At 45.9% G+C, this 19,183-nt stretch carries 15 protein-coding genes; 8 read left to right on the plus strand and 7 right to left on the minus strand.

The genetic code is table 11. The features are described from left to right. The first annotated feature begins 669 nt into the window (after positions 1 to 669). Positions 670 to 888 (plus strand): LapA family protein, encoded by a 219-nt coding sequence (locus tag PHG53_06075; GenBank protein ID MDD5381185.1) that lies wholly within the window; start codon positions 670 to 672, stop codon positions 886 to 888. Between the two features lie 284 nt (positions 889 to 1,172). On the opposite strand, the gene PHG53_06080 is transcribed toward PHG53_06075, so the two are convergent. Then, positions 1,173 to 1,406, minus strand: coding sequence for a hypothetical protein (locus tag PHG53_06080; protein MDD5381186.1), 234 nt, complete (start codon positions 1,404 to 1,406; stop codon positions 1,173 to 1,175). A gap of 214 nt (positions 1,407 to 1,620) precedes the next feature. On the opposite strand from PHG53_06080, the gene PHG53_06085 reads away from it, so the two are divergent. The 6 genes from PHG53_06085 to pgl all read left to right on the plus strand — a co-directional run bounded on the left by PHG53_06085 (position 1,621) and on the right by pgl (position 9,275). Next, a complete protein-coding gene (locus tag PHG53_06085; protein MDD5381187.1) occupies positions 1,621 to 2,301 on the plus strand; it encodes a CerR family C-terminal domain-containing protein in 681 nt (226 codons plus the stop codon). Next, entirely contained in the window at positions 2,298 to 3,818 is a 1,521-nt protein-coding gene (locus tag PHG53_06090; protein ID MDD5381188.1) for a TolC family protein, read from the plus strand. Before PHG53_06085 ends, PHG53_06090 begins: the two co-directional genes overlap by 4 nt. Next, complete coding sequence (locus PHG53_06095; protein ID MDD5381189.1) at positions 3,815 to 4,960, plus strand: efflux RND transporter periplasmic adaptor subunit; 1,146 nt, start codon at positions 3,815 to 3,817, stop codon at positions 4,958 to 4,960. The genes PHG53_06090 and PHG53_06095 overlap by 4 nt, the downstream gene beginning before the upstream one ends. Before the next feature lie 16 nt (positions 4,961 to 4,976). Then, complete coding sequence (locus PHG53_06100) at positions 4,977 to 8,084, plus strand: efflux RND transporter permease subunit (protein MDD5381190.1); 3,108 nt, start codon at positions 4,977 to 4,979, stop codon at positions 8,082 to 8,084. Then, complete coding sequence (locus PHG53_06105) at positions 8,081 to 8,371, plus strand: hypothetical protein (GenBank protein ID MDD5381191.1); 291 nt, start codon at positions 8,081 to 8,083, stop codon at positions 8,369 to 8,371. The genes PHG53_06100 and PHG53_06105 overlap by 4 nt, the downstream gene beginning before the upstream one ends. A 148-nt stretch (positions 8,372 to 8,519) precedes the next feature. Next, complete coding sequence (gene pgl / locus PHG53_06110; GenBank protein ID MDD5381192.1) at positions 8,520 to 9,275, plus strand: 6-phosphogluconolactonase; 756 nt, start codon at positions 8,520 to 8,522, stop codon at positions 9,273 to 9,275. A gap of 34 nt (positions 9,276 to 9,309) precedes the next feature. On the opposite strand, the gene PHG53_06115 is transcribed toward pgl, so the two are convergent. From PHG53_06115 to PHG53_06140, 6 genes are all read right to left on the minus strand, one after another. Beyond that, a complete protein-coding gene (locus tag PHG53_06115; GenBank protein ID MDD5381193.1) occupies positions 9,310 to 9,714 on the minus strand; it encodes a LysM peptidoglycan-binding domain-containing protein in 405 nt (134 codons plus the stop codon). 9 nt (positions 9,715 to 9,723) lie between these two features. Continuing rightward, positions 9,724 to 13,419 (minus strand): protein translocase subunit SecD, encoded by a 3,696-nt coding sequence (gene secD, locus PHG53_06120; GenBank protein MDD5381194.1) that lies wholly within the window; start codon positions 13,417 to 13,419, stop codon positions 9,724 to 9,726. A 56-nt stretch (positions 13,420 to 13,475) separates the two neighbouring features. Beyond that, positions 13,476 to 13,892 carry a preprotein translocase subunit YajC gene (gene yajC / locus PHG53_06125; GenBank protein MDD5381195.1) on the minus strand — a complete coding sequence of 139 codons (417 nt, stop codon included), beginning with the start codon at positions 13,890 to 13,892 and terminating at the stop codon, positions 13,476 to 13,478. An 80-nt stretch (positions 13,893 to 13,972) separates the two neighbouring features. Continuing rightward, on the minus strand, positions 13,973 to 15,076 hold the full coding sequence (tgt, locus tag PHG53_06130; GenBank protein MDD5381196.1) for a tRNA guanosine(34) transglycosylase Tgt: 1,104 nt from the start codon (positions 15,074 to 15,076) through the stop codon (positions 13,973 to 13,975). Continuing rightward, positions 15,076 to 16,218: a SpoIID/LytB domain-containing protein gene (locus PHG53_06135; protein ID MDD5381197.1), complete on the minus strand. Its 1,143-nt coding sequence runs from the start codon at positions 16,216 to 16,218 to the stop codon at positions 15,076 to 15,078. Before PHG53_06135 ends, tgt begins: the two co-directional genes overlap by 1 nt. A 221-nt stretch (positions 16,219 to 16,439) precedes the next feature. Continuing rightward, a complete protein-coding gene (locus tag PHG53_06140) occupies positions 16,440 to 17,756 on the minus strand; it encodes a DNA-directed RNA polymerase subunit alpha C-terminal domain-containing protein (GenBank protein MDD5381198.1) in 1,317 nt (438 codons plus the stop codon). 155 nt (positions 17,757 to 17,911) lie between these two features. Between PHG53_06140 and hemA the strand changes: the two genes are divergently transcribed. Next, positions 17,912 to 19,183: a glutamyl-tRNA reductase gene (gene hemA, locus PHG53_06145; GenBank protein ID MDD5381199.1), complete on the plus strand. Its 1,272-nt coding sequence runs from the start codon at positions 17,912 to 17,914 to the stop codon at positions 19,181 to 19,183.

A 19,183-nucleotide genomic window follows, 5' to 3' on the forward strand; every position in this document is an offset into this window, starting at 1 on the left:
ATATTGTGTGTTTTAGCCCTTAAAACCCCTGTTTCGACCCTCGTAGCGCAGCAAAGACCCAAGAAAGTCGTTATCTGGAATCTATGGTTTGGTTAGCCCTGCCATCTTGATGGCAGGGTTTATTGCCGGTTGCCCTGAAATCTCAAATTTTAAATCTTAAATCCTTTCACACCTTTCAAACCAATTCCTCCCAAAATCCAAAATCATAAATCGTAAATCATAAATGAATCTTCCTGACCTCGAAAACCCACAAACTCCAAAATCCGCGTCAAAAAAATCTATGCGTCTATCCTCACTATATGGCATTGCCACCTACTGAAATCCCGGCATCTTAAAATCCTCAACGACTGTCCGCGCTATATGGCATTGCCACATAGTGAAAATATATGGCTTTCAAAACCCCACCAATGGTATCGGCGCTATATGGCATTGACACATAGTGAAAATATATGGCTTTCAAAACCCCCACCAATGGTATCGGCGCTATATGGCATTACCACCTACTGAAAAAAACCGCCCCCGGCGGTTCCTTCAACTAACGACTAAACCGCCTTGTGCTCTCACACCTTACATACTAATAATTATTGATGATTTACCTTGCTCATCTTATTATCTTATCTTATACTTTTATGCCTCGAAACAAAGCGGAAATTTCAAGAAAGGCCGACGATGAAAAAGTTTAAAATAATTGCGATTGCGGTTGTATTACTGTTGGTCCTGATAGTCACTTTACAAAACACTCAGTCTGTGGAGACCAAGATCCTTTTTGCCAAGACTACTATGCCGATAGCATTTTTGTTAATGCTCACTTTTTTATTTGGCTTTATTGCTGGCCTGCTCACTACGCTGCGCTTAGGCTCTAAGATCCACGAAGATCCCTCTGCGTAACCATCGCGATCAGCATCCAAAAATCTGTGTCAATCCGTGTCCATCTGTGGTCAATTTTCTGCGCGTTTTTTGTGCCTTTTTGTGGCCGACAAAAAATTTCAATCAAATGCGCAGGGGGGTAAGAAATTGCCTACCATTTTCAACCATTTCCCGCGCATTTTGTCTCACTTTTGCGCGCATTTTCAGCGCTTTTTAGCAATTTCTACCATTTTACACCCGCCTAAAAACGTAAACTTGCGCGTTTGATGCTACCCCACACTGCCTAAATGTCCCCTTTTAACATCTCAACTCCAGTCGTGAGGGTCCTTCTCTTTTCGTTCATGCGGCTTTAATTTATACTCCGCCATCTTTTTTGCATAATCTTCGAACGACTTTTTCACCTTTTCCAAGTGTTCCGTCTTCCTATTCGGCTGTTTTTTCTCTTCCTGCAGCACTCTATACCACCATATTCCATATCCTATCCACCCCACTATTAATATTGCTACCACTCCAATAAGTATTTTATATGTAATATCCATTTTTTACCTCAATTAGCCTGTTTTCCCGTTCCACATTAAACCATCTGCCCTTTAAAATAATCAATCTTTTCCGCCCAGTCAAATCAAATTTCTGCCACCTCCTCGCCCCAAAAACCCACTTTTTTGAATTATCCAAAAATATTCAAAAAACGCTTGACCAAACCAAACATTTGTTTTATACTTTAGTTTGAAACGACCGTTTAAGGAGAATCTCATGGCAGACCAAAATGCCAGTTTTCAGACTGAAAATGAGGTTGTGACAAAGGATATACGAGACCGGCTACTCGATGCAGCTGAGAAATTGTTCAGTGAACACGGCTTCGCTGATACCAGTGTCCGTGATATAACCGCTGAGGCCAACTGCAATGTCGCTGCGGTCAATTACCATTTCGGCAGCAAAGAAAAATTGTATGCCGATGTCTGGCGTCGTAATCTACTTTTGCTGCGAAACAACCAGCTCGCAGGCATCGAAAAAGTAATGTCAAATAACCAGAGTTCTCCCAGTCTGGAAGACCTGTTGAAGTCCTTCGCAGAAACATTCATCGGCCCATTAGTGAACAAAACCGGAAGTAGCCGACTCCTCAAACTTATGATGCGGGAAATGCTGGATAGACACCTGCCGCCGAATATGTTCGCCGATGAGGTGATTAAACCCACTTTGGGCGCCATGCAGAAAGCTCTGCTTAAAACCTGCCCCGGCCTGGATGAATCACGAGTAGCTCTGATAGTATTTTCAATTGTCGGGCAACTGATACACGCAGTAAGGATAAGAACTATGTTTGGCCAAAGTAACGGAAGCAACCTGCCGATTTTTGATTTTGCTGAAATGATTGATCATATTATCAAATTTTCGGCGGCCGGGATTCGGGCTTGTGCAGGCGAAAAAACTATATGAGAAAACAAGCAGAAAACATGAAAAACGAACAACTAAAACACGTTTTGCCTGTGCTGTGTATGCTGCTTTTAATTCAATTGGCCGGCTGCACCAGCAGCGAAGAGTTTTACCAGGAGGCAGGTTTATCCAGAGATAGTGCTTATCGCCAGTGGAAAAGCCAAAGGGAAGTCCAGGAGCAATCTCAAACGCGGATAAACGGCCAGCTAAGCCTGCAGGACTGCCTGAAGCTTACCATCGTAAACAACAAAGCACTACAGCGTGTTGCTCAAGAAAAGGAATTTGCCCGCGGGAATGAGCTGAAGTCGTATTCAGCAATTTTGCCTTCGGCAAATCTCACCGGTGATTATACACGGCTTGATGAAGTTCAATCCATTGCCGGCTTTACGATTGGCGATGTAGATAACTATTCAGCCGGCCTTATGGTCACCCAGCCGGTCTTTGCCGGCGGCTCAATAATCGCCAATATAAACGCCGGAAAATTGTTTTCGCTGCTTACCGACCAGACGGTTCGTGCCACGACGCAGGACGTAATTTACGAAGCAGAACAATCCTATTACGATGTTCTACTTAATCAGCATCTATACCAAATAAGCGCTGACGCAGTCCGTTCTTCCCAGGCACATCTGGATGATGTGGAGTTTAAACGCTCCGGCGGCGTCGCCTCGGATTTTGACGTTCTGCGCGCCCAGGTGGAGTTGTCCAATTTCCAAGCCGAGCTGATAAAGAACAAAAATGCCATTAACGTATCAAAGGCACAACTGCTGAAGGTGATGGGCATTTCACAGGACAGCAATTTTATTCTATTGGATGAGCTAATTTATGTTCCTCTAAAGATCACTATGGAACAAGCAGTTGAAACGGCATATCACAACCGTCCTGATTTATATAAACGACAGTTCGACATAAAGTATCAGAAGGAATTGCTTAATATTGCCCGGAGCCGATACTGGCCGACTATCAGCGGCTTTTACGACAATAGCTGGGCAAAACCCGACCCGCACAACAGCACGATGATTGAGTGGGGCAGCGCCTGGCAGGCTGGCGTTATGGCTACGCTGCCTGTATTCGACGGTTTTTCTCGCGAAGGCGACATCATACAACAGAAGGCCCGGTTTAAACAATCCCAGATAGATTTAATTGACGCGGAAGAGACTACTTTATTCGAACTGACCAAAGGACTGTTGAGTATCGAGGACGCAGAGGAATTCGTTCAATCACAACAGTTAAACCTTACCAGGGCAGAAGAAGGAAGCAGACTTGCGCAAGTCGGTTATCGAGAGGGCATAAATACGCAAGTGGAGGTAATTGATGCCGAGTCGGCTTTGACCGAGGCAAAATCGTTTTATTACCAAGCTATATATTCTCATATAATTGCCAAACTTTACCTGCAAAAGGCAATGGGGATACTGACGACTTTCGAGGCCGGGCGGGCCGAAAACCAGGTCAACCCTTCAGAAACCTTAAGTAAAGAAACATCAACAACTTTTATTGATGAAAAGCAAGAGCAGACAAGATGAAAATAGATAAAAAAGTTACATATCGGATAGCAGCGTTTTTACTGGTCCTTTTCATCCTTTGGTTCGCCTTTATGCGAAAAGCTCCTGAAAAGCCAGAGAAAAAGACAGTTCCGGTCGAGATTGAGACAGTAAGCACCGGTTCGATAGAAGAGACGATGGAGCTGACCGGTTGGATAAAGGCCAACCAGCTCGTCGATATCGCCTCTAAGGTTCCGGGCAGAGTTGAGTCTTTGAGCGTTATTTCGAATGAAGGTGCTCAGGTTAACCTTGAAGAAGGGGTGGAGGTGCAAAAGGGCCAGCAGCTTGCTTCCATTGACCACGATGTTTATTTAGTGGAAGTCGCCGCCGCTGGGGCCAACCTGAAAGCTGCAGAGGTTGAAATTGCCGACGCCGAGCGTGAAAAGAAACGTATGGTCGCCCTCTACGAGGGCGGTTCTGCCACTGAGCAAAGTAAGGACAAGGCCGAAACCTCTGCCGCGATGGCAGCCGCAAGATTAAGCTCGGCCAGGGCCAATCTTGAGCTTGCAGAAATAAACCTGCGGGAATCGGCGATAACCTCGCCTATCGACGGAATAGTTACCGCCAAATACATTGACGTCGGTAATTTAATCAAAGCCGGCGACCGCATTGTTACCGTAGCTGATATGAAAACAGTAAAACTTATTGTCGCTGCTGCCGAAAGATACGGTGAGCAAGTCCTTGTCGGCATGCCCGTGAGAATAAAAGTTGACGCGCTGCCCGAAAAAGTATTTACGGCTAAGGTGTATTCAGTTTATCCGGTTCTTGATGAACAGACGCACACTATGCAGATTGAAATACGTATGGACAACGGTGAATTGCTGTTAAAACCCGGTATGTTTGCAAGAGTTATTTTAATTACAGAGCGCAAAGACGATGTGGTTGTTATTTCAAGGGATGTTGTTCTCGGCGGCAGGATAGATGAACCTTATGTATACGTTGTGGAGGACGGTACGGCACACAAGCGTTTTGTCAAGATTGGAATAAAGCAGGCGGATAGCTGCGAAATAACCGATGGATTAAAGACCTCCGAGATGCTTGTGGTTAATGGTATGAATTACCTGACGGATGGAATGAAGGTCGAAGTTGTGCGATTGGAAGAAATTGGTGTAGATAAAAAGTAAAAGGGTAACCGGTAGTATGAAACTTGCTCAATTATCCGTAGACAGACCTGTAACCACTGCGATGATATTTATAGCGATGGTGGTTTTGGGATTGGTTTCATTGTCGATGCTGGGATTGGATTTGATGCCGGAAATGGAGATACCTGCCGTTTCGGTTATAACCGCCTATGAAGGAGCAGGACCTGAAGAGGTGGAAACACTGATAACTGAACCGATGGAGGATACGCTTAGTACCATCTCCGGTGTTGATGAAGTGATTTCAGTGTCCAAAGAAGGAATATCAGCAGTAACATTAAAGTTTGCTTGGGGCGAAAAAATAGATGAAAGCACCAATGACGTGCGCGAGAAGATTGACCTGATTAGGGACAGGCTGCCGGAGGAAGCTGACAATCCTGTTATTTTTAAGTTTGACCTTGCAATGGCACCAATTGCAATTATTGCAATTACCGCTGGTGACAGCTATCCTAATTTGCAGAATATAGTCGACGATGAGATAGTTGACCCGCTTAAACGCGTCGAAGGAGTTGCTTCGGTAACGCCTCGTGGGGGATTGGAGCGGCAGATTCGCGTTGATATAGACCGCGATAAGCTGGCCGCTTTGAATTTGTCGGTCGCACAGGTAAATGCAGCTCTCGCCGCTCAAAATATCAGCACACCCGGCGGCAACATAAAGACCGGTTACAAGGACTATCTTTTGCGTACCCCTGAGGAATTTTCCAGTCCTCAGGAGGTCGCTGAAGTGATTATTGCCCAACGCAACGGTATACCTGTAAAGCTCAAAGATGTTGCCGATGTGAGAGATTTTTTTAAAGAGCGGACCTATGAGGTACGGATGAACAGCAAAAGGGCAATGGCTGTTTTTGTCCAGAAGCAAAGCGGAGAAAACACAGTTGCAGTTGCCCGGGCAGTGAGAGAAAAACTCGAGGAAATAAAAAAGAATTTGCCGCCTGATGTTGAACCTAAGATGGTAATGGATAACTCCGAGTTCATATTAGCTTCGGTGGGCAATTTACGTAATACGGTTTTATGGGCCGTATTTTTTGTTTTTATAGTGCTTCTTTTTTTCCTGCGAAACCTTCGAGCCAGCATTATTGTTGCACTTGCGATTCCAACTTCGCTTATCTTTACGTTCTTCCTAATGTACCTGGCTGGCTACACGATTAATGACACTTCGCTTGCCAGTCTGGCTATTGCTGTTGGTCTCGTTGTTGATAATGCAATAGTTGTTGTTGACAATATCAGTCGTCATCGTGCCAAAGGTCAAAGACCGAAGGAAGGCGCTATTTTGGGGGCGAATGAAGTGGGTGTGCCTGTCATTGCCTCAACACTAACGACCATATCCATTTTTGCACCAATTATATTCGTCGGCGGGATAACAGCAATTGTATTCGGTCAGTTTGCGGCTATTGTGACGATGGCGTTGGTGGTTTCACTGTTTACAGCCCTTATGCTTGTGCCGATGGCATGTTCGAAAATTTTGACAGTGCGCGATGCAAATTCACCAAAATCTATTTTGGATTCGTTTTATAACCTGGGCGAAAAAACCTTAAATAATATAGAAGAACTGTACGTCAAGTTCCTGAAGTGGTCGCTGTACAATCGCAAAATAATCTTCATTTCCTGTATCGTTTTGTTTATATCGAGCATTGGGCTTGTTAGCTTTATCGGTACAGAATTCTTCCCTGAGCAGGATCAGAATCGTTTAATGGCAAATTATGAATTACCTATCGGTACAAGGTATGAACGTACCGGTGCTGTAGCCCGGCAGTTACAAAAAATAGTGGAAAACAGTGTCCCTGAGAGGCGTGACAGCTTTATCCGCTGGGGTGTTTATGGCAGTGCCAGCGGCGGACAATTTGCTACGGAGGAAGAAAGCTATAAAGGCATCCTGTTTATCAGCTTGAAACCTAAAAGGCAGCGGGATGTTTCCCCTTCTGATATTATAGAACGGCTTCGCAAAATCACGGCTGATATGCCTGGGGTTACTATTCGCTATAGTGCCGAGGACCCGGTTGAAGCAATGGTATTCGGCAGCGGCGGGAAATTGGCCGTCGAACTTTACGGCCATGACATGGATTTGGCTCGTAAGTATGCGGATTCTGTTAAAGCGGCAATAGAGTCCATTGATGGCATCAAGGATGTTGAAATCAGCAGAAAAGAGGAAAAACCGGAGATTAAGGTTATCGTTGACCGCGAAAAAGCATCGAAACTTGGTCTCGATGTGAGGACTATCGGTAAAACGATAGAAACGTTTTTTGCAGGCGATACCGCAACGAAATATCGCGAGGGCGGAGATGAATATGATATAGAAGTCAGGCTGCAGGAACAGGACCGTAACAGAATTGAAGATTTACGGGATGTGTTTATCAGTTTGCCAACAGGTGCTCAGGTCAGTCTGGCTAATATCGCCAAAATCGAGCAAGGAGTAGGGCCGACGAAGATAGAACGAAAGGACCAGGCGCGGTATATTACGGTTTCCGGCGAAATAATCAGCGGCAAGGACCTCGGTTCGGCGGTAAAGGAAGTTGAAAAAGCCCTTGATAGTATCCCTGCACCACCTGGTTTTAGTTATAAATTTGCCGGTGCTGAGAAAGAAAGGGCGGAAGCATTCCGGCTGTTGTTGATAGCTGTTGGTTTGGGAATGGTGTTGGTATATATGGTGATGGCTTCGCAGTTTGAGTCTCTGCGTGACCCATTTATTATCTTTCTGTCCATCCCATTTGGTATTGTAGGTGTGATTATTGCATTGGCGCTGACGGGACAAAGAATGAGCGTTATAAGTTTTCTGGCCTTGATTATGATGGTTGGCATTGTAGTAAATGACGGTATTGTACTTGTCAGCTTTATAAGCATACTTCGCCGAAGGGGCCTTAGTGTTTACTCGGCGATCATTGAAGGGGGCCGCAGTAGAATGCGACCTGTAATATGCACTACCGCTACTACGATTCTGGCGATGATACCTCTGGCTCTTTCAAGAAATGAGGGCTCTGAGATTTGGGTGCCGTTTGCGATAACGGTAATTGGTGGGTTGGTTGTTGGGACCGTAATTACGTTGGTTATGATGCCTACTTTATATAGCGTGTTTGAGGGTTTCAAGATTACTGATGCAAAAGGCCAATTATGAAAGCTGTTTTGATTATACACAACGTCGCGATTAATGAGCAGGTAAATGAGATGCTGGTTTCTATTGAGATTAATTGCTACACCAAATTCACCAACACCTTGGGCAAAGGTATGCTCAGTGAACCGCATTTGAATACCGACGTTTGGCCTGGGGAGAACTACGGCACTTTTGTTGTTACCGACCAGGCCAAAAGCAAAGAAATAATGGATAAAGTCCGACAAATGCGGGAGAAACTGGGTTCTGAAGGTCTGAAGGCATTTATGTGGGATATCGACGATGCTACATAATGGCAGTTTAATTAAGACGTTATGGTCTGTAAGTAGCTTTGAATACGAAACTTAACAAACAGCAAAAAAATCTTCTTGTTTTCGAAAAATTTTCTGGCCAAATCATTCCTAAAAGCAGATAATAACCTTGGTTTACATTTGGTGCAGTATGGAAACTACTATAAACTATAAACCGAATGTTGAAGTTGTTTCCGATGCTGAGGGACTTGCACGTAGAAGCGTTGCACTTTTCGTTGGCGATGCGGAAAAAGCGATAAAAGCAAAAGGCGTCTTTTACGTCGCGATATCAGGGGGGCATACACCTTGGCGTTTCTTTGAACTGCTCAGCGAAGTACCCAAAGCAAAAGCTCTGCCCTGGGACAAAATACAGTTATTCTGGGTTGACGAACGGTATGTTCCACCAGATTCACAATCAAGCAATTACAAGCTGGCTGCCGATACTTTTCTGGCTAAAGTTGCCATCCCCAAAGAAAACGTCCACAGGATACCAACGGAATATAGCGATTTCAATGTTGCGGCCAAGCGCTATGAAGAAACGATTCGAAAAGTTTTTGGTTTACAGGAAAATCAGTTTCCCCAATTCGACCTGATTGTGCTGGGTATGGGCGCTGAAGGGCATACTGGTTCGCTGTTTCCCAATAGCTACGCGCTTCTTGATACGGAGGATTTGGCCTGTGTCGTTTATATCCTGGACGAGAAGCTTAACAGGATAACCCTGACGCGTCCGGTTTTATGTGCTGCATCCCACTTGGCCGTGTTGGTTTCAGGGGAAGAAAAGGCCGGTATTTTGAAAGAAGTCCTGACCAGTGAGCCGGATGAGGTACGGTATCCTATACACAGCCTCTGGCCCATTCTCGATAAGGTTACGTGGCTGGCCGATAAGCAAGCGGCAAAGCTGCTGTAGTCACTTTGCTTTGGAGGCACTTCACGTCTGCGGCTTACTGTGGGATGGTTAGTTTCACGCCGGGTATGAGGGTGTTCCCGTCTTTCAAGCGAGAGCGGTTGGCATCAAGAATCTTTTGCCATTTTTCTGCAGAGCCGTAGTATTTGTAGGAAATTTCGGTAAGAGTTTCGCCGGCACGCACTATGTGAAATCTCTCGACCTTCATCTCCTTAAGCTGCTCATTATTTGCTTTTTTAGCTGAACTCCCACTTATAGCGGTTTCTTCCCGAGGTTCGACACTGTGAGAGAATGTAGGGTTTCCAATTTCGCGATGCACCGCAGATTGTGGGCTCCGCATCCTTGCTTTGATACTCAGGTTGGGTCGAGCAGAAAGCAGGACCACAACTATAGCCACCAACGCTAACCCCAGAGCCATTCCTATTTTGAAATCTCTCTGCATTTGGGGCCTTTATTTCGCAGGCTGTGGTTTTGCGGGTAATGCTTCCTTGGCCTTTGCTTTTTTATCGGTAGTTTTGAAGCGGAGCAACAATACTGGCGCCGAAATCGCTATTGAAGAGTATGTCCCTAAAATAATGCCAAAGAGCATTGCAAAGTTAAAACCTCGCAGCCCTGTGCCTCCGAAGATGTACATTACTATCAGGACCAAAAGCGTAGTAGTACTTGTCAGCAGGGTTCTGGAAAGAGTTTCGTTGATGCTGTTGTTGATTATCTGCGGCGTCAAAGTACCCTTGCGGCGGTTCTCACGAATACGATCGTAAATAACAATTGTATCGTTGATCGAATATCCGAGCAGCGTCAGGAAGGCAGCTATCATAGCAAGGTCGATTTTGAAATCTCCGATGAGCAATTTCTGGCCGATTGTTGTTGCGGCTATATAAGTGCAGGCGGTAACCATACCGACTGTAACACAGGTATCATGAAAGAGCGTTATGATGGCACCGAAGCCGAAGTGTAAATCTCCAAATCGAACCCAGATGTAAATCAATATCGCAATCAACGACAAGACAATAGCAACCAGTGCCCGCGTTTTTGCCTCTTCGCCGACCGACGGGTCTATCTGTGTTACTCGCGGCAACGAGGCCTCCATTTCGGTTGCGGCAAGCACCTTGTCTGTTTCGTTTTTAACAAACTGTGCCCACTCATCTTCACTTAATTCACGGAAACCAGCCTCAGGCTCAACACCAAGATAAACAAAAGACTTCACCGGCTGGTTTGGTTCCATTGTCGTCATATCCGAACTGAGGATTTTATAGGAATACCAGTTAAGGTTTTGCATATCAGGCTTGAATCGCAAATCCGCCAATCTTCGGTTGATTTCTTCCGCCGTGGCAGCCCTTTCGATATTGCAGGTAATTTTAATACCGCCAATAAAGTCGACAAGTGCAGGGTAAGAATCTACAATCTGCTGGGTTAATTTTTCCTGCGAGACAATCTCCGGCTGAAGATTTTGCTGAATTTTCAGTTCATTCGCAAAGGCAGTTAGTACTGCATCATTGACAATTTCATCGACTTGCGGCTGCGAAACGCTGGCGTCGGGAAAAGCAATTTTTAAAACGTCTCCCACTAAAAATGTATTCAACTGGCTTGTTGTTACAGTGAATTCAGTGGCTGTTCCGCTGACAGGAATTATCACAAGATTACTCAGTCTGGCATCTTTCTTTTCCGCGGCTTTTTTGATTGCCGCAGCCATCGCTTCGATTGTCTGGCCAGCTTGCGGGAAAGTGACTGAAGCTTTAGTTTTATTTGTTTCTGTCGTGGTTATTTCATACTGTTTACCAGACGTTCCGATGCTATAGACGCTTGCCGCTGCCAAACCGGAGCTTCCCGCATCAGTTCCGGCTTTGTGGATTCTGTCTTCCACTATTCGCCTATCAAGGTTGGCATCGTCCTTTAGGTTGATTTGAATACTTGTTCCGCCGGTAAATTCAATGTCGTATTTGTTGTTTTTTGTGTCATCCCTCGTCAGGAATACAGCTACGCCTCCAATGGTAAGTATCGCCGAAATCGTAAAGAATACCGGTCGCAGGCTCATCCAGTTTATATTCGGCCTGTGTATCAGGTTTAACATAACCAAATGGTCTTTTATAATTCGTTTGGCAAGCAGCCAATCAAAGATTGTTCTTGTTACAAATAAGGCGGTGAACAAGCTCGATGACAGGCCGAGCATAAGTACCAAGGCAAAGCCCTTTATTTCTTCCGAACCAACCCAGTAAAGAATGGCAGCGGTCATAATTGTGGTAATATTGGAATCGAAAATGGCGCTGAACGCCTTTTCGTAGCCGTTTTTGATGGCACCCCTCAGGGATACGCCCTTCTGCTGTTCTTCGCGGATTCTCTCAAAAATTAGCACGTTGGCATCAACACTCATTCCAATAGTCAAAATGGCACCGGCAATACCGGGCAGCGTAAAGGTTGCCCGCAGTAATGCCATTATTGCCAGTGTGAACAACAGGTTCATAAGCAGCGCCACATCGGCGATTGCTCCGCCGAGGGTGTAATAAATTGCCATACAAAGCATTGTTCCAGCAAGGCCGATTAAGCCAGACCTGATTCCTTTATCACGATTGTCGGCACCGATGGACGGACCTATCGTTTTTACCGAGATGGGCTGTTCTATTAGTCTGGCCGGCAGAGAGCCGGCGTTTAATTTGTTGACCATATCAACAACTTGTATTTGTGTGAAGCTGCCCTGTATTATGCCGTGTGTAAATATTACCGAATTAATGTTCGGAGCGGATATGGCTACACCATCGAGCAGGATGCAAAGAGGCCGGTCAATATTTTTCCCGGTAATTTCACCAAACAACCTTCCGCCTTTCTCATCAAAGGAAAAACCAATGGCCCTTCGACCGGTCTGGTCTGTTGTGGGGTAGGCCCTCTTCAGGCTCCAGTCTTTACCTTCGACGCTGTGCAGTAAAGTCTCACCTTTTTTGTTGCTTGCCAGGACATAGAACTTATCGCCGAATTGGGCAACGTAGACATCATTCCTTTTAAATTCATCGATATTTTCTATTTCACACCATATATTTTTACTGTCTGAGGCGTATTTGGGTCCCTTTGTCTTAAGCCGCTCAACATAGCCGTCCATCTCATCGGCGTCCACTTCCGCGTGTCCCTGTGCCGGCAGTATTCTGAACTCCAGTATTCCGGCGCCTTTCAGCATTCGCTGGAGGTCTCGCGGGTCGTCGAGTCTTCCCTGGAAAGGACGATATTCGTCAAAGGCCGCAATTGCCCTGTCAATCTTTTCTGAACGGTCGGGAAATCCGGCTTTAAGCTCATCGATGGCGTAATTGCGTTTAAGTGACTTGGGAGGCATTTCGAGACAGAATTTTAGCTGTTCTTCGGTAAGATTAAATTTATCGAGGGTTTTTGTTGCCTCTCTATAGCTGACATTTACACCCGTTACAGCATTTGTCAGCTGCTCGACAACTCCAGCCCATTCGGTATACATATTTACATACTTAGTGAGCATGTCCAGTTTGCCTTCGGAGCCGAGGTAGCCTGTCAGCACATCTTTTAATTGCTGCTCATCCAGTTTAATCCAGTCGCCAATATGTTGTTTTATATCATCGAGATTAAGTCCGGCAACGGTAAGTATCTTTCCCGAAGCCGCCAGTTCCGAAAAGAGCTTGTCTCGCTTGCCCTGTATTTCCTTGCGATGGTCATAGACATCTGCCAGTTTGTTGAGTATCGTCATTCTGTCAGGAGAGCCCTGAGCGAACTCTTCGAAATCTTTGGTTCGCTGTTCTACCGGCTTTTGCAAAGAGCTCAAAATAACTGTAACGTTTATATTTTCTGCCAGCAGATCGCTGCGCGCTTTTTCAAAATCCTGCCGCCTCTGGCGGGTTTCTTCACTGGCCAAAGGCATTTGTATCTCAAAACGGGTGCCGCCCTGCGGACGCCATACAAGGTTTTGGATGTTGGCGGGGTCTATTCGCCTTCGCAGAACAACTATCATCCTCTGGGCCAAGTCTTTCTTTTCCATTCCCTCAAGTCCCTGCGTATCAATCTCATAGATAAGGCTTGTTCCGCCCGCAAGGTCTATTCCCGGCTTTAAGGTTTTGTCCGGAGGATATAAGGTCCACACCGCAACAACCACAAGAACAATAATTAAAATAGATTTCCACAATAAACTCTTGTTCATAGCTTCCTCTTACAGGTAGTTAATTGGCGATTGGTTAAATAGTTACCAGTTACCAATTACGATTTATCTTGTGACAAATTCCTTCCAATTGCTGAAGATGCAACTTTTATTTTCGTATTATTCGACTCGTCGACTTTCAATGTAATCTCGTCGCCTTTGATATCCACAACGGTGCCAAAAATCCCGCCGATTGTCTGGACCCTGTCGTTTTTTTGCAGCGATTGGATCAGTTTTTTACGTTCCTGCTTTTGCTTTTGAGGCCCTCTAAAAACGACAAAAAACATTACGAGCATCAAAGCAATCCAAATCACCCACACCATGTTCCCGAACGGCTTCTGTTCCGTACCCTTCGTCGCAACGGCATCGGAGTCAGATGGAATCTTGGTTGAGGCCTCCGTTTCAGGTTCTGAAGTAATACCACCCAGCGGCGCCTCATTGCCCTCCACGTTGGCTAAAATCCATAAATTGTTCATTTCTACTTTCCCTTCATAGCTGGCTGCAAATAACCAATTAATATTTATCGATAAGATGTTAAATTATCCACAATCAATAATCAATAGCCATTTTTTAATTGTTCCTCTGCCCATTCAGCAAATTTGTCTTCTTTAAGGACCTGCTTTATGCGGACCATTAGTCTCTGGTAAAACCTTAAATTATGCAGTGACACTAAAATCGGCCCGAGCATTTCTCCGACATTAAAGAAATGCCTTAAGGATGCCCGGCTAAAATTCCTGCAACAGTAACAATCGCAGCAGGCTTCAATTGGCGAGGTGTCGCTTATATGTGCGTTGTTCCTCAATCGCACAGGACCATTTTCAGTGAAAGCAAAACCGTTTCGGCCGTTTCTGGTTGGCAGAACACAATCAAACATATCGACGCCGGCCCTCACAGCGGCAATAATATCTGCCGGCGTACCAACGCCCATTAAATAGCGAGGTTTATCCTCCGGTAAAACTCGTGTTGTACCGGAGACTATTCTTATCATCTCTTGATGTCCCTCGCCCACGCCCAATCCTCCGATGGCATAACCGCCAAAGTCCAGTTCGACAAGTTCGCCGGCACAAAGCTCTCGAAGCAGCAAATCTGTCCCGCCCTGAACAATACCAAACAACAACTGGTCAGGGTTATTGTGCGCATCCCTGGCACGTTTCGCCCACTGTATGCTTCTTTCCGTCGCTTTCTTTAGCTGCGAGTCACTACAGGGAAACGGCGTGCACTGGTCGAAACACATTATTATATCGGCGCCGAGCCGGTTCTGAATTCCGGTGGCGATTTCAGCATTAAGATATATTTTTGCTCCATCTATATGACTGGCAAACTCAACTCCCTCATCATCGATTTTAGCCAGCGGGCTTAGCGAAAAGACTTGATAACCGCCGCTGTCGGTCAGTATGGGCTTGTTCCACCCCATCAGTTTGTGCAGTCCGCCGGCCTTTTCTACCGCCTCGATTCCGGGCCGCAGCAACAAATGATATGTATTGGCTAAAACAATTACAGAACCGGTTTCTTCGAGCTGCTGTGGCGTTATTCCTTTTACCGCCCCGGAACTGCCTACCGGCATAAAAACAGGCGTCTCGACCTTGCCGTGGGCTGTGGTTAATACTCCCAGCCGGGCTGCGGAACAACTGTCTGTAGATAGAATTTCGAAGCTACCCATCAATAAACTCTTTCGATATTTGAGCCGGGATAATAATAAAAGAGAATCTGCTTTGAATTTTTACCCTGCCTGGCCATCCCCTCTGCCCCGCATTGGCACATTCCAACACCGTGGCCGAAGCCTCTGCCCTGTACAAATGCCCATTTATCGCCCGTATTGACGATTTGACAGACTGCGCTTTTTATCTCCTGCCCGCTTGGGTCTATTGCAAGACGGAAGTCCTCAGCACGCAAAAAATCTCTTTTGCCGCTTGAGCCGGTAATTTCTATCCGTGTCAACCTGGAATATCCCTCGTAGTTGCTCTGCCCGACAGAATTTACATTTATAATTTCTCCGATTCCCGCCAGCCTCGGATACCGCTTTAGCAATTTCTCTGCAACAACACTCTTGTTAAACCAGACCGTCGGCCAGTAAAAAAAATCTGCCTTTGCCACGCTCTCACAATACGAACACGGTACGCCCTCAAGCGGCGCAAAAGAATCTCCGAACACATTTTTGCTGTTCTCGGTATGACCGCCGCAGCTTGAGCTGTAGTAAGCAGGGAACAGCCCCGTGCTACCGTCAGTTTGCTCGCAGACCAAAACCTGGCCATACGTCCGATTGACAGCATTCCAGACTTGAGCCGATTCGGCTGCAATCCCGAGATAACGCTGGTTGGCCTGTGTTTTGGTAACATCCCAGTTGCGGCCGCTGCCGAAACGCTTTTTAATATACAAACAATAGGTTCTTGCCGCAATTGCCTGCGCTTTAAGCGCCTCAGGTTCCCAGTAATTAGGCATCTCGGCGCTTATTACACCGGCCAAATACGGCTCAAGCGGAACAAGATTTATAGCACTAAAAGAATTACAATCAGGATTGAGTATTAGCTTCAATTCGCCGCGGTAATCGGCGCCATCCAGGTTAAAAATATACGGTTCATCAGGAAAAATAATTATCTGCTCGCCGGTAAAAGGTCTGCCGGAAATGGCAATACTGCCGTCGGTTATCGTTACCTCCATCGGTGCATCTGTTTGTTCAATGCAGGCCGCCGGAATCCGCGTTTGGGCATCCAAAACGGTGAACGTGGAACTAATCTTCAGTGTGCAGGCTTTGATGCCGTCAAGGAGCAAAACCCTTATCCAAAACTGCGGATCGATATCCATTTGCGGGGTTGCTCTGCCGGGGTGCCTAGCTTTACACCCGCCAACTATTATCAGCCAAAGCAGAAAAATTGCGCGGCAGCAGCATATAATGTTTGGTTTATGGCAGATAGAAACTTGTCTTTTCAATTCTAAACTTTTAACCTTCCTTCGACTGTGTTCGGAATGGAAAACAAACCAGCTCGTTGTGAGCATGCCTAACCAAGTCGAAAGAATCGAACCGTTTATTCCAGGCTTCGCAACGATAACCCAAGGTTGCTAATGGCTTTTTTAATTTCGTTCAAGCTCGTCACGCCGAAATTTTTAACACCGAGAAGTTCGGCCTCTGTCTTGTGTACCAATTCACCGATTGTGCGAATATTGAGCTTTTGCACGCACTTTCGAGCACGGACCGACAATTGAAGGTCTTCCACAGGCTTGCTCAAAAGACCTTCGTATTCCTCTTTTACGCCGCTGCGCTCGAACGGCTCTGCCGGGGTAAACTGCTTTTCCTCCAGCGCCATGCCGAGATGTAATCCTTTTGATTCAAGAATGACCTTTATCTCCCGCAGCGAGGTTTCACCAAAATTCTTATAAGACAGCAGCTCTACCTCAGTAATGTTCAAAAGGTCCCCGACCGTATCAATACTCATTTTTTTGAGGCAGTTCCTGCTGCGCACCGACAGCTCAAAATCTGAGATTGGAGTTTCGAGAATTTGGGTCCTGCGGTCTTTTTTCTTCTCTTTTTCTTCATCGTAGAACATTGTTTTTGAGCTTTCAATGTCCTTTTTGAACAGGCTTGCTCTTTGGTGATTGGGGTGATACTTTAAGACCTTATCTATACATTGAGCCGCCCTGTCAAATTCGCCCATATCCTCATAAAGCACAGCTAAATTCAGAAGGGCGCTGACATAAACCGGAGTAACTGAAGCAATTTGCTTGTAGTAGTCAACGGCTGCCTCTTCATCACCGGATAAATCACAGCGATACGCCAAATGGAAAAGGGCCTTTTGATGATTCGGAGATAATTCCAATGCTATTTTGTAATTGTCCGTTGCCTCGTCATAAAGCCCCTGTGTTTCCTGAAGACGGCCAAGCTGGTAGTGGTATTCCGCGCTTACGTTCTCAAAATTGGCCAGCGTCTTGAGTTCCTTGGCCGCTGCGTCGAAGTTTGATGCATGACGATACGTGGCGGCTTTCTCCAGTGTTATGTTCATCTTGTCCGCTTCATATTCGAGTGCCTTTTGCAAATCTTTTATCGCTTCATCGAATCTGGCCATTCGGCGAAGTGCGAACGCCAGATAGATATATTTCTCTTTGCCGTCTTTTGCTTTTTCTAATCTCTTGACCGCCTCGGCATACTTGCCAAGGATAAAAAGGCCGATGCCCGCCGCTATAAAAGCTTTTTGGCCGGTTCCGGACATATTTTCTTCCACCCGTTTGCTGAAAGCTATCCGATTAGCCTCGCTGGAATGGACAAAAAACGACAATTTCTCAATCTCTTCTAATGACGGCAGCTTATCTGCAAACAAGTCTATTTGGCACTCTGCAACCTGTTCCATAGGAATTTGCTCCTTTTAATCTTGCATAGGAAACGAGTCATTATAATATGAAAATAAGTTTTGGCAATAGATTTTTTCGAGCCGACAGTATAGGCCGTCTGGACAGGCGGACAGCAATACCGTATACTTAACTCTCTCAAAAAAACAAAGGCAAAATGAAGCTTGTTTTGAACAATGTAACTTACCGTAATTGCCCCGTGCATCTGCGCGAAAAGGTCGCTTTTCCCCCGGAAAAACGCTGCATTATGCTGAAAAAAATGCGTGCCGAAAAAAATATCTTCGAAGCAGTTGTCCTCGAAACCTGTAGCCGGTCCGAATTTTACATCTACGCTAAAAAAGATTTCGATGTAGCTGGCTTTCTGGCCGAGCTTATCGGGCAAGTGCAGCCGGAGGCACTCGATATCTGGAGCAAATACAGCCGCCAGAGCGCCGGGGCCGATGCCGTTCAGCATCTTTTCGAAGTCGTCGCAGGCCTCGATTCGCAGATGCTCGGCGAAAATCAGGTCCTCTCCCAGGTAAAATCCGCCTACACAGAATCCATCGATTGCCGTATGAGTAAATTCCTGCTCCACCACCTCTTTCACGAGGCCTTTCGGGTAGGAAAATCAGTGCGAACCAATACCGACATCAACTGCGGTGCGGTTTCAATAAGTTTGGCTGCTGTAGAGCTGGCCAAAAAGAAAATCGATTTGTCCTCCGCCTCAGCGATGGTAATAGGCGCAGGGGAAAACGCCGCCCTGGCGGCAAAGTATCTCCTCAAGGCCCGCCTGCCGACCCTGACTATCGCAAACCGCAATGCTGACAAAGCACAAGTCCTCAGAACACAGCTTAAAGCAGGTGAAATAATCTCTCTTGCCGACATTGCTAACAGACTCGCTGACGTCGACCTTGTGATTAGCTCGACCGCCGCTACTGAGCCGGTCGTAACATATCAGACTGTCGCACATACCCTCTCACACAGAAAAAAACCGCTTCTGCTCATAGACCTCGCTGTGCCGCGAGATATAGAGCCGCAAATCAACCAGTTTGAATGTGTCTCCCTGTTCAATATCGATGATTTGAACGAGCAGATAAGTCTGAACAAAGAAAAACGAAACCGTGAGATTCCAAAAGCACAGGCCATCGCCGAAGAATTTACTGGTAAATTTATGCAATGGTATGATTCGCTTAATCTCACACCGACAATTATACAGTTGACACAGCAAGGTCTTAACATGGCCCATAGCGAAGCTGATCGCTACGCAAAAGATTTCGGCGAAGGCAACGCAGACAAACTGGAGCTTTTTGCCGAGTCTCTCGTTAAGAAGATACTGCACGGGCCAATCACCTTTCTCAAAAATGGCGACGACGAAAAACCGAGCACGGAACAGCTCCGGGCGGTGGATTTGATAAACAAAATGTTCCTCTCACAAGGTAAACGTGATTAA

It is taken from the genome of Phycisphaerae bacterium (assembly GCA_028714855.1).
GTDB lineage: Bacteria > Planctomycetota > Phycisphaerae > Sedimentisphaerales > Anaerobacaceae > CAIYOL01.